At 72.1% G+C, this 14,181-nt stretch carries 11 protein-coding genes; 7 read left to right on the top strand and 4 right to left on the bottom strand.

Annotated features, from left to right (window positions below; translation table 11 throughout):
• Window positions 1-48 precede the first annotated feature (48 nt).
• Window positions 49-2,172, top strand: a complete 2,124-nt coding sequence (locus tag BLV76_RS04810) for a protein kinase domain-containing protein (protein ID WP_090968112.1) — start codon at window positions 49-51, stop codon at window positions 2,170-2,172.
• 4 nt (window positions 2,173-2,176) lie between these two features.
• Here BLV76_RS04810 and BLV76_RS04815 read toward each other — a convergent pair whose 3' ends face one another.
• Both BLV76_RS04815 and BLV76_RS04820 read right to left on the bottom strand, forming a co-directional pair.
• On the bottom strand, window positions 2,177-3,709 hold the full coding sequence (locus BLV76_RS04815) for a sialidase family protein (RefSeq protein WP_090968113.1): 1,533 nt from the start codon (window positions 3,707-3,709) through the stop codon (window positions 2,177-2,179).
• 143 nt (window positions 3,710-3,852) lie between these two features.
• A complete protein-coding gene (locus BLV76_RS04820; protein ID WP_090968114.1) occupies window positions 3,853-5,136 on the bottom strand; it encodes an adenylosuccinate synthase in 1,284 nt (427 codons plus the stop codon).
• 191 nt (window positions 5,137-5,327) lie between these two features.
• On the opposite strand from BLV76_RS04820, the gene BLV76_RS04825 reads away from it, so the two are divergent.
• Window positions 5,328-6,242: a diacylglycerol/lipid kinase family protein gene (locus BLV76_RS04825; RefSeq protein ID WP_245734537.1), complete on the top strand. Its 915-nt coding sequence runs from the start codon at window positions 5,328-5,330 to the stop codon at window positions 6,240-6,242.
• A 46-nt stretch (window positions 6,243-6,288) separates the two neighbouring features.
• Here the strand turns inward: BLV76_RS04825 and BLV76_RS04830 are convergent, their stop codons facing one another.
• Entirely contained in the window at window positions 6,289-7,251 is a 963-nt protein-coding gene (locus BLV76_RS04830; RefSeq protein ID WP_139306486.1) for a helix-turn-helix domain-containing protein, read from the bottom strand.
• A gap of 233 nt (window positions 7,252-7,484) precedes the next feature.
• Here BLV76_RS04830 and lysS point away from each other — a divergent pair, with 233 nt between their 5' ends.
• From lysS to BLV76_RS04855, 5 genes are all read left to right on the top strand, one after another.
• Window positions 7,485-9,200 (top strand): lysine--tRNA ligase, encoded by a 1,716-nt coding sequence (gene lysS, locus BLV76_RS04835; RefSeq protein ID WP_090968116.1) that lies wholly within the window; start codon window positions 7,485-7,487, stop codon window positions 9,198-9,200.
• Window positions 9,201-9,300: 100 nt separating this feature from the next.
• Window positions 9,301-9,717, top strand: coding sequence for a DUF3151 domain-containing protein (locus tag BLV76_RS04840; RefSeq protein WP_090968117.1), 417 nt, complete (start codon window positions 9,301-9,303; stop codon window positions 9,715-9,717).
• 98 nt (window positions 9,718-9,815) lie between these two features.
• Entirely contained in the window at window positions 9,816-10,100 is a 285-nt protein-coding gene (locus tag BLV76_RS04845) for a DUF3311 domain-containing protein (protein ID WP_217630263.1), read from the top strand.
• Complete coding sequence (gene mctP / locus BLV76_RS04850) at window positions 10,100-11,827, top strand: monocarboxylate uptake permease MctP (protein ID WP_245734538.1); 1,728 nt, start codon at window positions 10,100-10,102, stop codon at window positions 11,825-11,827. The genes BLV76_RS04845 and mctP overlap by 1 nt, the downstream gene beginning before the upstream one ends.
• 51 nt (window positions 11,828-11,878) lie before the next feature.
• Window positions 11,879-13,426, top strand: coding sequence for a DHA2 family efflux MFS transporter permease subunit (locus BLV76_RS04855; protein WP_281246152.1), 1,548 nt, complete (start codon window positions 11,879-11,881; stop codon window positions 13,424-13,426).
• 10 nt (window positions 13,427-13,436) lie between these two features.
• Here the strand turns inward: BLV76_RS04855 and BLV76_RS04860 are convergent, their stop codons facing one another.
• Window positions 13,437-14,159, bottom strand: a complete 723-nt coding sequence (locus tag BLV76_RS04860) for a GAF and ANTAR domain-containing protein (RefSeq protein WP_090968119.1) — start codon at window positions 14,157-14,159, stop codon at window positions 13,437-13,439.
• Window positions 14,160-14,181 lie beyond the last annotated feature (22 nt).

The following is a 14,181-nucleotide window of genomic DNA, read 5'->3' on the forward strand; positions in this document are numbered from 1 at the left end:
GGGACCGCACCGGGCAGGGGTCACGCACCCCGAGACGTAGGAGTGAGAGTGGGCGCGACACCCCGGCAGGGCGAGACCTTCGGCCGCTACGAGATCGAGCGACGCCTCGGCGCCGGCGGCATGGGCGTCGTGCACCTCGCGCTCGACACGCAGATGCAGCGCCGGGTGGCGCTCAAGGTGATGTCGGACCAGATCGCCGAGGACCCCGAGCTGCTGGCACGCTTCCACCGCGAGGCCGAGACGCTGGCGCGGCTCGACTCGCCGCACATCACCACGATCTTCGACCACGGCGACGTCGACGGCACGCCCTACCTCGCGATGCAGTACGTCGCCGGCGGCGACCTCGGCTCCCAGCTGAAGCAGCGCGGTCCCGTCCCCACGCCCCTGGCCGCGGCGATCTGCGCGCAGGTCGGCGAGGCGCTGGCCGACGCCCACGCGGCGGGCATCGTGCACCGCGACGTCAAGCCGGCCAACGTGCTGGTGCGCGACCCCGACGCCGCCGAGCCGTTCGTCTACCTCGGCGACTTCGGCATCGCGCAGGCCCAGACCGGCGAGCAGGGCCTGACCCGGGCCGGCGGCGTCGCCGGCAGCTGGGCCTACCTCGCGCCCGAGCGCGCCCACGGCGGTCCGGCCACCCCGGCCAGCGACGTCTACGCCCTCGGCTGCCTGCTCCACGCGTGCGCCACCGGCCACGCGCCCTACTCCGGCTCCGACGTGGAGATCGCCCTCGCCCACGTCAACCAGCCGGTCCCCCAGCTCGACGGCACCGACCCCGCCACCGCCGAGCTCAACCGGATCCTCCGCCTCGCGATGGCCAAGGACCCCGCCGAGCGCTACTCCTCGGCCGGCGACCTGCGCGCCGACCTGCTCGGCCTGGCACGGGGCACGCACGACCCGGGCCCGTCGCCCGCCCCGGGCGCGACACCGACCCCGGCGACCCCGGCTCCGGCCGCCGCACCCGTCGAGGAGGGCCCGGCGCGCGGTCGTCGTACGGCACTGGTGGCGGGGGTGGCCGCGGTGGCGGTCGTCGCCGTGGTCGGCGGCATCTTCGGCGTGCGGGCACTGGGCGGTGACGACGACACCGCTGCCGACGGGGGGTCGGACGCGGGCGGCGCCCCCATCGAGGGCGCGATCGACGATCCGGTCGCCGGCGACTGGGACGGCGACGGCCTCGGCGACGTCCGCGTCGGCCGCACCGTCTGGCGCGACGGCTTCGAGGCGGAGCCGGGGCTGCTGCTGAGCTCCGACGGCACCGCCTTCGGAGCGGCCGTCGAGGACGCCGGCCGCATCGAGCGGCCCAAGGCGGGCGACGTCGACGGCGACGGCCGGCCCGACCTGGTGCAGGTCGTCGAGAGCGACGACGACACCGAGGTCACCGTCTCCACCTGGCGCAGCACGGGCGACGGCGTCGAGGAGCTGTCCGAGCAGACCTTCCCGTGGCGCACCGACTACGGCTTCTACGGCATGGGCGACTTCGACGGCGACGGCCGCGCCGACCTGCTCCTCACCCGCAACCGCGCCGAGACCCTGATGACCGTCTCGGTGGCGCTCAGCAACGGCGCGGGCTTCGACGAGCCGGTCGAGTTCGCCGAGCGCCGGGGTCGCGCCAACGAGGACGACCTGTTCGCGATCGGCGACTTCGACGGCGACGGCACGGACGACCTCGCCGCCCGCGTGGTCAACGGGGGCGACGCCGTGGGCGTGCGCTTCAAGGTCCTGCTCAGCACCGGCGACCGGTTCCGCAAGACGCCCGACGTCCGCATCGAGGACGGGCGCTACGGCGTCGCCGACTACACCGCCGCGGACGTCGACGGCGACGGCGCCGACGAGCTCGTGCACCTCGTCACCGACCGCTGGAAGGAGGACGAGTACGGCGCCACGCTGGCCGTGCAGCGCTTCGTCAACGGCAGCTTCGGGACGCCCGAGGAGGTCGTCGCGCCCACCAGCGGCGGACCGGACTTCCCGCGCCTCGACGTGATCGGGTCGGACGTCGACGGTGACGGCGACGAGGACGTCGTCCGCCTCCTCGACCACGACGACGACGGCACCGCGAAGATCGAGGTCTATCTCTCCGAGGACGGCGTGCTCCAGGAGCCCGTCGAGTGGGGCACGGTGCCGTGCTCGACGGCGACCTGCGACAGCGAGGGTGCGAGCCTGGTCGCCGCCGAGTGACGGCTCATGCCCTGACGCCCGGCCTGACCTTCGTCTTGCCGGCCCCGTTGGCGAAGGTGACGGTCAGCGTGATCCGCGCCTTCGGCACTGACCTCAGCAGCGCCCGCGCGGACCTCGGCAGCCTCACCTTCGTCGTGTAGGTGCCGAACCCCTTGGCCTTCACCGACTTCGTCGCCCTCATCGGCTTGCGGCCCGGTGCGACGACCGTCGCGACGGCCTTGATCGTGCCCGGCGTGTTGGTCGTCGCGCGGATCGTGAGGGTGCCCTTCTTCGAGGAGTACGCCGCGCGGCCCTTCTGCGTCAGGACCGGCTCGATCGTCCGAGGGCTGGCCTCGGCCGCCCAGACGACGGCGGTGGAGTCGCTGTCGCGGTTGCCGAGCCCGACGGCCCAGCCGTCCGAGACGTCGAGGTGCGAGTAGTAGCTGACGGCATCCGCCGCGTCGTCGATCACCCGGCTGGTCGTCCAGGTGCCGTCGGCGCCGCCGCTCGCGCGGGCGACGTAGAGGTCGCTGTCGCCGTTGTCGCGCCAGATCGCGGCCAGACCACCGGCGCCCGGGAGCGAGCGCAGCTGGAAGAACAGGGCCTGACCGGTGCTCAGCCGGTGCTCGGCACCCAGCGCCCCGGTGGCCGGGTCCAGCCCGCGCACCCACAGCGCGGTCGTGCCGGAGGCGGCGTACGCCGGCGTGTGCGACGTGGCGAGGGCCGCTCCCGTGGTGTCGCCCGCGACGCCGAGGAGGCTGCCGAGGCTGCCCGCCCCGAACACCTGGGTGTCGAGCATGGTGTCGTACGTCGCCCCGCGGTGCGCGTAGATGCCGGCGGTCGTGAAGAAGCCGAGGACCGGCGTCCGCGCCGGACCGGCCGTGACCAGGCCCGTCGCGCCCCGGCTGCCGAGCTTGTCGGTCAGCCGGATCGCGCCGGACGGGGTCACCTGCATCGAGTAGTCCGCCGGCACGTGCGCGATGAGCGCGTCGGTCTCGCCGACGGTCGTCCAGAACCCTCCGTCACCGTCGGGCGCGGCGTCGCCGACGCCGAAGGAGTTCCACACCTTGGTCGGACCGGACCACGTCACGCCCTGGTCGGACGACCACCACAGGTAGGTGCCGAGCGTGCCGGGCAGGTCGCCCGACGCGTTCGCCGAGGCGGTCAGCAGGACCCGCCCGGTCGCCGGGTCCTCGACCAGCGACGGGACGCCGAAGGTGTCGAGGCCGCCCTGCGCGAGCGCGACCGGAGCCCACTTCCCGGTGCCGACCTGCCGCTGCAGCTCGAGGGTCCGGGCGACTCCGGGCCCCTGGCGGTAGTAGCCGAGCAGCGACGTGCCGGCCGCCGTGGTGAGGGCCGCCGGGCCGCCGAACGACTGCCCGGCGCCCGCCACCGCGACCACCGTGGTGGGGTCGGCGGGCAGTGCCTTGGCGGCGTACGACGCGGGGCTCGCGGCGGGTGCCGCGCCGGCGCCCGTGCCGGTGCCGGCGATCAGGGCGAGGGCGACCGCGGACGTGAGGACGACCGCGCGGGGGCGGTTCGGAGAAGGTGCGCGCAACGGGAGCTCCTGGTGAGTGGTGGACCCCTCACGCTAGGAATCCGCCCGCCCGCCGGGGAGAGGGTTAACCCGCAAATCCCGCCCCGGCACGCGTCGATCCGTCCGGATCGACCCGCTTCAGCGGTTCGGTCGCGGGTGGAGCCCTACTGGTGGACGACCACCGTCTGCTCGCGACCCGGACCGACGCCGACGCCCCAGATCCTCGCGCCCGAGATCTCCTCGAGGGCCCGGACGTAGGCCCGGGCGTTGTCGGGGAGGTCGTCGAAGGAGCGGCAGCCGGAGATGTCGGACTTCCAGCCGTCGAAGTACTCGTAGATCGGCTTTGCGTGGTGGAAGTCGGTCTGCGTCATCGGCATCTCCTCGACCCGCTCGCCGTCGATCTCGTAGGCCACGCAGACCGGGATCCGGTCCCACGCGCCGAGGATGTCGAGCTTGGTCAGGAAGAACTCGGTGAGGCCGTTGACCCGGCTGGCGTAGCGCGCGACGACGGCGTCGTACCAGCCGCAGCGACGGGTGCGGCCGGTCGAGACGCCGATCTCGCCGCCGAGCTGCTGGAGCTGGACGCCGTCGTCGTCGAAGAGCTCGGTCGGGAAGGGGCCGGAGCCGACGCGGGTCGTGTAGGCCTTGATCACGCCGATCACCCGGTCGACGCGGGTGGGGCCGATGCCGGCGCCGACGCAGACGCCGCCGGCGACCGGGTTGGAGGAGGTGACGAACGGATAGGTGCCGTGGTCGACGTCGAGCATCGTGGCCTGCGCGCCCTCGAAGAGCACGGTCTGGCCGGCGTCGAGCGCCTGGTTGAGCAGCAGCGAGGTGTCGCAGACCATGGGCCGCAGCCGGTCGGCGTAGGACGTGAGCTCTTCGACCACCGCCTCGACCTCGATCGCGCGACGGTTGTAGACCTTGGTCAGCAGGTGGTTGCGCACGTCGAGGGCCGCCTCGACCTTCTGCGCGAGGATCTTCTCGTCGAACAGGTCGGCGATGCGGATGCCGACGCGGTTGATCTTGTCGGCGTAGGCCGGGCCGATGCCGCGCCCGGTGGTGCCGATCTGGTTCTTGCCGAGGAAGCGCTCGGTGACCTTGTCGATCGTGGCGTGGTAGCTCGCGATGACGTGCGCGTTGCTGCTCACCTTGAGGTCGGCGACCTCGACCCCCCGCTCGATGAGCCCGTCGAGCTCGCGGAAGAGCGCCTCGGGCGAGACGACCACGCCGTTGGCGATGACCGAGGTGGCGCCGGGCGTGAGGATGCCGCTCGGCAGCAGGTGGGTGGCGTACTTCTCGCCGTCGATGACGATCGTGTGGCCGGCGTTGTGGCCGCCACTCGTGCGGACGACGAAGTCGATGGGGTCGGTGGTGGCGAGCAGGTCGGTGGCCTTGCCCTTGCCCTCGTCGCCCCACTGGGCTCCGAGCACGACGATCGCGGGCATCTCAGCCCTCCTCTGTCTTTCGGCAGATCATTCGGCAGTTGTCTCGGTCGAGATGCAAACAGCCCCGGCACAAGGCGCCGGGGCTCTTGCGACGCCACGCTACCGCACCGCGGGCGGGTTGCCCGTGCGCTGCCCACGGTGCCCCCTGCGGGTGGACCCGGCGGTCGGAGGGGTGGGCTACTGTCCCGGGCGTGCAGTCCCTCCTCGTGATCACCAACTCCGACGCCGGGACCTCCGACGAGGAGAACCTCGCCCTGGCCCTCGGCGTGCTCCGCCAGGAGGCGTCGGTCGAGGTCGCCAGGACGTCCAACCCCGGCGAGCTCGACGGTGTCCTGCACCGCGCCGGCGGCCGTACGGTCGTGGTGGCCGGTGGCGACGGCAGCATGCACGCGGTCATCACGGCGCTGCACAAGCGCCACGAGCTCGCCGACACGACGCTGGGGCTGCTCCCGATGGGCACCGGCAACGACTTCGCCCGCGGCAACGACATCCCGCTCGAGATCGAGGACGCCGCGCGGCTGGTGCTCTCCGGCGAGGCGCGACCCGTCGACCTGATCATCGACGAGACCGGCAACATCGTGGTCAACAACGTCCACGTCGGCGTCGGCGCCCAGGCCAGCCGGCGCGGTGCCCGCTGGAAGTCCCGGCTCGGGTCCGTCGGTGTCGGCAAGGTCAACCTCGGCAAGCTCGGCTACCCGATCGGCGCCGCGCTGTCGGCGTTCCACCCGCCGGAGTGGCGGCTGCGCGTCGAGCTCGACGGCAAGGTCGTCAACGACGTCGACACCCCGGTGCTGATGGTGGCGATCGGCAACGGCGGCAACGTGGGCGGCGGCACCGAGCTCAACCCGGACGCCGACACCGAGGACGGGCTCCTCGACGTGATGGTCAGCCGCGCCGTGGAGCCGCTGGCGAAGCTCGGCTACGTGCTGCGCCTGCGCAAGGGCGAGCACGACCAGCGCGACGACGTCCTGTCGCTGCGCGGCACCAGCGTCAAGGTCAGCGGCGACGAGTTCTGGCTGTCGGCCGACGGCGAGATCTCCGGCCCCGAGCGCAGCCGGAGCTGGCGCCTCGAGCGGGCGGCGTACTCCATGATCCTGCCGGCCTGAGCCCCGGCTCGCGGCGCTGGTCGCCGCGGGCTGCGCACCCGGGGTGTCAGAGCCAGCCGCGGCGGACGGCCTCGACGCCGGCCTGGAAGCGGGTGTCGACGCCGAGCTCGGACATGAGGGCGGCCACGCGACGGCGGACGGTGCGCAGGCTGACGTCGAGGTTGCGGGCGATCTGCTCGTCCTTGACCCCGTCGGCGAGCTCGGCGAGCAGCATCCGGCGGTGGTCCAGCTCGGCGAGCCGACCGGCGCCTGCGTCCACACGGCTCGCGGTCTCCCACAGCTCGTCGAAGTACGCCTGCAGCATCCCGACGATGGACTGCTGGCGGATCACGGTGCGCCGGTCGGAGCCGACGCCGAGCGGCTCGGGGAGGATCGCGCGACGGGTGCCGACGACGACCAGGCGGGTGAAGACGCTCGGCACCAACCGGATCTCCTCGCCGATCTCGGCGCGCTTGCGCAGCATCTCGGGTGCCTCGGTCATCGCCCGCGCCGGATAGATCGCGCGGACCCGGAAGCCCTCGCGCACGGCGTTGCTCACCGCCACCGCCATCTCCGACTCGCTCGGGAAGCGCCACTGGTCGGGCCGCAGGAAGGACAGGTCGCCGCGCTTCTCGCGGATCCAGCCGGTGATCAGCGCCGGCACGTCGCCCTCGGCCGAGATGTCGCCGTCGATGGCCTCGGCGCTGTCGCGCGGGGGCTCGCGGACGTCGGTGAGCAGCGGGATGATCTCGGCCATCCGGGCGATCTCGCGGCTGGTGCGCTCGAGCGCCCTCGACTGCGACGAGAGGACGATCCGGGTCGCGGTGACCGGGTCGGCGACGTGGAGGACGCCGTCCTCGACCTCGAGGATCCCGAGGCGGACGAGGGGCCGGACCTGCTCGAGGAAGCGGTCCGGCCTGAGCAGCAGGCTGGCGGCGACCTGCTCGACCGTCTGGCCGGAGCCGGGCAGCACCTGGAGGTAGAGGTGCTCCACCCGGGCGTGGCCGGAAACGTCCACCCACTCGCTCACGGTGGCATCTTAGTGCCAGTGGCCACGTGGAGCCACGCACGGAATCCGCAGCACTGGCATGATGCTGCCGACCACTCGGAGGTCCGGCGCGGACGCGGGGGTGACTGCGCCGGACCACCAGTGTCGAACCACAGGGACCGCACTCGGATGCCAGTGGGGCGTCGGAGCCGCCGCGGGGGACGGCTCCGGCGCCGCTCTCTCCTGCCGCTGGGCCCACCGATAGCCTTGCGCGCATGGCTAGAGGTGGGCAGCAGGGCGACGAAGACCGGACCCCGGTCGACTGGGTGACGCGCGCGGCGGACGACGCCGTGCGCCACGCCGGCGAGGGCAACCTCGTGACCGTCGCGTCGGGCGCCTCGCCCAGCGGCCCGATCCACCTGGGCAACCTGCGCGAGTTCATCACGCCCCACTTCGTCGCCGAGGAGCTGCGCCGCCGCGGCGTGCCCGTGCGCCACCTGCACTCGTGGGACGACTTCGACCGGTTCCGCAAGGTCCCGGCCGGCGTCCCCGCGTCGTGGGCCGAGCACATCGGCCGCCCGCTGACCGCCGTCCCTGACCCGTGGGAGTGCCACGCCAGCTGGGCCGAGCACTTCAAGGCCCCGCTGCAGGAGTCGCTGCGTGCGCTCGGCGTCGAGATGGAGGAGGTGTCGCAGACGCAGATGTACCAGTCCGGCACCTACCGCGACCAGGTCCTCCTCGCCGTCTCGCGCCGCGACGACATCGAGGCGGTGCTCGCCCAGCACCGCACCAAGAAGGTCGCACCCGCCGAGGACGCCTCCGACCAGGAGGCCGCCGACCTCGCGGACTCCGTCGCCAACGAGGACGACGAGCCGGCCGGTGCCTCCGCCGACGCGATCGCCCGCTTCCCCTACCGGCCCTACTGCCGCGAGTGCGGGCGCGACACCGTCACCACGACGGCCTACGACGACGCCACCACGACGCTGTCCTACACCTGCAGCTCGTGCGGCTACACCGGCACCACCGACCTGTCGACCGACACCGACGGCAAGCTCGTGTGGAAGGTCGACTGGCCGATGCGCTGGGCCTACGAGTCGGTGAACTTCGAGCCGGCCGGGCGCGACCACATGACGCCGGGCTCGTCCTACACCGTGGGCACGGAGATCGTGAGGTCGATCTTCGACTGGAAGGCCCCCGCCCGGGTGATCTACGCGTTCGTCGGCTTCGCCGGCGTGCAGAAGATGTCGTCGTCGGCCGGGGGCGTGCCGACCGCGACCGACGCGCTGCGCGTGCTGGAGGCGCCGATGCTGCGCTGGCTCTACGTCCGCCGCGCCCCGACCCAGGCCTTCGACATCGACTTCGGTCCCGCCGTCGTCCGGCTCTACGACGAGTGGGACGCGCTCGGTCGCAAGGCGGCGGAGAAGTCCGACGTCGCCACGCTCGCCTGGGACCGGGCCTCGACCACGGCCGCCGGGAGCCTGCCCACGCCGGCGGTGCCCGTGCCCTTCCGCACGCTGTCGTCGGTCGCCGACGTGACCGCGGGCTCGGCCGACCTGATCTCGCGCATCATCGAGTCGTCGGGCTTCCCGCACGGCTCGGTCGCCGACCTCGAGCCACGGCTCTCGCTGGCGATGCAGTGGACCGCCGAGCACGTGCCGGCGGACGAGCGGACGACCGTCCGTTCCACCCCGGACACCGAGCGGCTCGCGTCGCTCTCGGAGGACGAGGAGCTCTGGCTGCGGATCTTCCTCGACCGCCTGCCCACCGAGGACCCCGACCTCGACGAGGTCACCTCGGTCGTCTACGGCGTGCCCAAGGTCGCCCGCGGCCTCGGCCTCGACGACGCACCGACCGAGCAGGTCAAGGCCGACCAGAAGGACTTCTTCCGGCTGCTCTACAACCTCCTCGTCTCCGCCGACCGCGGCCCCCGCCTCCCCACCTTGGTCCTCGCCCTCGGCCCGGCCAAGGTCCGCTCGCTCCTCGGCGCCTGACGCACCATGCAGGCAGTTCGACCGGATGCCTCCGTGCGCCCGGCGTGCCGGGAGGCGGACCGCCCTCGAACTGCCTGCACGGTGTTGAGACACTGACGCCATGACCTCGAACTTCGGCGACCTGATGGCCGGTCCCCCGCCCACGCACCTGCCCGCCGACCCTGCCGACGCCGAGCTGGCCGGCGGCGACGCGCCGGCAGCGGTCGTACGCCGTCACCCGGCGTCGCCGGCCGCGTGGGCCGCCTTGGCGCAGCAGGCGCAGGACGCGGGAGCCGACGACGTGACCGTCTACGCCTACGCGCGCGTCGGCTACCACCGCTCGCTCGACATGCTCCGCCGCAACGGGTGGAAGGGCCACGGACCCGTCCCGTGGGAGCACGAGCCCAACCGCGGATTCCTCCGCTCCCTCGCCCTGCTGGCCCTGGCCGCCCGGGCGATCGGCGAGACCGAGGAGTGGGACCGCTGCTCGACCTTCCTGCGCGACTCGAGCCCCGCCGCGGCCGACGCGTTGCTCTGACCTCGGCGCGCTAACCGCTCGGCGCGCCAGCCCGACCGCTGGTCGCGCCACCCGCGGAGGTGGGTGACGGTCGTCACCGCGGGAGTAGTGTCGCGCGGGTGAATTCCGGGAACACACCTCCAGAGCCGCGCCCGCAGCAGGGCCCGCCACCCACCGACAAGACCAAGATGGCGCTGGCCGGCGTCCTGCTCCTCGTGCCGATCCTGGCGCTCCTGTGGGTGCCGTCCTACGCCAAGGTGGACCCGGAGCTCTTCGGCTTCCCGTTCTTCTTCTGGTACCAGTTCCTCTGGGTGTTCATCTGCTCCGCCCTGACCTACACCGCCTACCGGCTCACCCTCTCGGCGCGCGGCAAGACCACGCACAAGGTCGGTGAGGACACGTGATGCCCCAGATCACCGTCATGGCCGCCGACACCGACGGCGTCAACGGCGTCGCGCTCACCGTGCTGATCGTGCTCTTCCTGCTCGTGACCGTCGCCGGCTTCATGGCCAGCCGGTTCCGCCGGGCGGAGTCGCTGGAGTCCCTCGAGGAGTGGGGCCTGGGCGGGCGATCGTTCGGCACGTGGATCACGTGGTTCCTGCTCGGCGGCGACCTCTACACGGCCTACACCTTCGTCGCCGTGCCCGCCGCGATGTTCGCGACCGGAGCCGTGGCCGGGTTCTTCGCCGTTCCCTACACGATCATCCTCTACCCGATCATCTTCATCTTCATGGCGCGGCTCTGGTCGGTCAGCCACCGCCACGGCTACGTCACGACGGCGGACTTCGTCCGGGGCAGGTACGACGACCGGGGGCTGTCGCTGGCCGTCGCGGTCACCGGCTTCGTGGCCACCATGCCCTACATCGCCCTCCAGCTCGTCGGCATCCAGGCGGTGCTCGAGGTGGCCGGCCTCGGCGGTGGCGACAACATCGTCGCCAAGGACGCCCCGCTGTTCATCGCGTTCGCCGTGCTGGCGGCCTACACCTACTCGAGCGGCCTGCGCGCACCTGCGGTCATCGCCTTCGTGAAGGACATCCTGATCTACCTCGTCATCATCGTCGCGGTGATCTACCTGCCCGGCCAGGTCGGCGGGTGGGAGGCGATCTTCGGCGCCGCCAGCGACAAGATGGACGCCAACAACGCGGCCGCCGTCGAGGCCGGCCTCGCTCCGAGCTCGTCGTTCGTCCCCGGATCGGGCGCCTTCTGGGCCTACGCGACCCTGGCGCTCGGCTCGGCGATGGCGCTGTTCATGTACCCCCACTCGATCACCGCGTCGCTGTCGTCGAACTCCCGCAACACGATCCGGCGCAACGCCTCGATCCTGCCGGCGTACTCCTTCGTGCTCGGTCTGCTGGCCCTGCTCGGCTGGGTCGCCATCGCCGCGGGCACGCAGCCGATCGGGCTCGACGGCGAGCCCAACGCGCAGCTGGTGATCCCGCAGCTGTTCGAGGACATGTTCCCGGCGTGGTTCGCCGGGGTCGCCTTCGCGGCGATCGCGATCGGCGCGCTGGTGCCGGCGGCGATCATGTCGATCGCCGCGGCCAACACGTTCAGCCGCAACATCTACAAGGAGTGGCTCAAGAAGGACGCCACCCCGAAGCAGGAGGCGAAGGTCTCCAAGCTGATGTCGCTGCTGGTGAAGGCGTTCGCGCTGATCTTCGTGCTGACGCTCGACAAGCAGAACGCGATCAACTTCCAGCTGCTCGGTGGCATCTGGATCATGCAGACCTTCCCCGCCGTGGTGTTCAGCCTCTTCACGCGCTGGTTCCACCGCTACGGCCTGCTGGCCGGCTGGGCGGTCGGCATGGTCTACGGCACGGTCGAGGCCTACCAGGTGGTCAACCCGGTCACCGGCAAGCACTTCGGCGGCTCGCTCGCGCTGATCCCGGGCATGGAGAAGATGGGCTACATCGCGGTCACCGCGTTCGTGCTCAACGTCCTGGTCGCGGTCGTGGTCACCGCCGTCTGCCGGGCCCTGAAGGTGTCCAACGGGAAGGACGAGACGATCCCGTTCGACTACTTCGCCGACGCCGACGACCCGCGCGTGCAGAAGGACCTCGGGGAGCACGGCTCCCTCGAGGAGCCCTACGGCGACGCCGACGACATCCCCGGCAACGCCCCCGCGCGCTAGCGACCGACCTCCGTCAGCGGCCTGCACGTCGGCGGGTGTCTACTGGGGTCCGTGACCCACACCGACACCGAGGCACCCGTCGAGACCAGCCCCTGGCCCGCCCTCGTGGCGCTGTGCATCGGCTTCTTCATGATCCTGGTCGACACCACGATCGTCACCGTGGCGACGCCGGCGATCATCGAGGACCTGCAGGCCGGGGTCAACGAGGTCGTCTGGGTGACCAGCGCCTACCTGCTGGCGTACGCCGTCCCGGTGCTGATCACGGGTCGGCTCGGTGACCGCTTCGGCCCGAAGAACCTCTACCTCGTCGGCCTGACCGTGTTCACCCTCGCCTCGCTGGCGTGCGGGCTCACCACCACCATCGAGGGGCTCATCGCGGCCCGCGTCGCGCAGGGGCTCGGCGCGTCGATGATGACGCCGCAGACGATGGCCGTGATCACGCGCATCTTCCCGATCGAGCGCCGCGGGTCCGCGATGGCGCTGTGGGGGGCGACGGCCGGTGTGGCGACGCTGGTCGGCCCGATCGCCGGCGGCGTGCTCGTCGACACGCTCGGCTGGGAGTGGATCTTCTTCGTCAACGTGCCCGTCGGGATCGTCGCGTTCGCGCTGGCCTGGCGCCTGGTGCCGCGGCTGGACACCAACGACCACCGCTTCGACTGGCTCGGCGTCGTCCTGAGCGGGGCGGGGATGTTCCTGCTGGTCTTCGGCATCCAGGAGGGCGAGCAGTACGACTGGTCCACGATCACCGGCCCGATCACGGTGTGGCGCCTGATCGTCGCGGGCGTGGTCGTCATGGCCCTCTTCGTCTGGTGGCAGGCACGCAACAAGCGCGAGCCCCTCTTGCCGCTGAGCCTCTTCGCCGACCGGAACTTCTCGGTGTCGAACCTCGCCATCACCACCGTCTCGTTCACGTTCACCGCGATGGGCTTCCCGCTCATGCTGTGGGCCCAGCTGGTGCGCGGCTACTCCCCCACCGAGTCCGGCCTGCTGCTCGCCCCGATGGCGATCACCTCGATCGTCTTCGCACCGATCGCGGGACGGCTCACCGACCGCCTGCACCCGCGGCTGCTGACCCTGGGCGGCTTCGTGGGGCTCGGCGTCGCGCTGCTCCTCATCGTCGCGGTCCTCGACCCGGAGACCCCGCTCTGGCAGCTGCTCGGCGCGTTCGCACTGATGGGCATCGGCAGCTCCTTCCTCTGGGGTCCGCTCGCCACCACGGCCAACCGCAACCTGCCGCCCCAGCGCGCGGGCGCCGGCTCGGGCGTCTACAACGCCACCCGCCAGGTCGGCGCCGTGCTGGGGTCCGCGGCGATCGCGGTGCTGATCGACGCGCGGCTCGCGGCCAACGGGCTGACGTTCTCGCCGTCCGAGGGCTCCGCATCGGGCGGCACGCTCCCCGCCCAGGTCGCCGGGCCGTTCACCGACGCGATGGCGCAGTCGCTGCTGCTCCTGCCGGTGGTCCTGGTGCTCGGGCTGGTCGCCGTCGTGTTCTTCGAGCGCCCGCGCCACTTCGGCGCCCGCCCCGCCGCCACGTCGGCGGAGTCCGCGGCGCCCGCAGGGTCTCCGGCGCACCGGGCCGGCGTACGTCCGGGCACGTGACCCGCGCGAGTCACTCCCCGCGGAGGCGGTCCTCGATGGTCCCCGGCGCGTTGACCAGGTCGTAGGCCAGGCCCGTGAGCGGCACCCGGGTGTGCCGTGCGCGTGCGCGCATCAGCTCGAACGCCTCGTTGACCGAGATGCCGAGGGCACGAGCCACGGCGCCCTTCGCCTGCTCGATGACGATGCGGCTGTTGAGCGCTGCCTGGAGCTGCTCGGTGACCACCTCGGCCCGCGCGATCGCCTGCTCCTGGATGATCGCGATCGTCGCCACGTCCGCCATCGCCTGCACCGCGCGTGCCTCGTCGGCCGTGAGGAGCTCGCCGTCGCCGCCGAAGACGTTGAGTGCTCCGATCACCCGCTCACGCAGACGCATCGGGAAGGCGTGCACCGACCGCACGCCCTTGCCGACGGCGAGGGGCGCGAAGTGCGGCCACGAGGTCTCGGCCTGCACGAGGTCGGTGTTCACGACGGCGGCGCCGGAGCGGAAGCAGTCCAGGCACGGACCCTCCCCGAGGTCGAGCTGGAGCAGCTCGAGCTCGCGCGCGACGTCACCGGAGGCACTCATGTAGTGCAGGTTGCCCTGCTCGTCGGCCAGGACGAGTCCCACCGCCCCACCCGACACGTCGGCCGCGTGCTGGGCCACGGTGTGCAGGAACTCGATGAGGTCGAACCCCGCCACCAGCGTGTCGGCGACCTCGACGAAGACATCGGCGAGCTTGTCGATCTCGATCATGGCTCGCACCCGTTTCTTCCTG

This window comes from Nocardioides exalbidus, from assembly GCF_900105585.1.
Taxonomy (GTDB): Bacteria; Actinomycetota; Actinomycetes; order Propionibacteriales; family Nocardioidaceae; genus Nocardioides; species Nocardioides exalbidus.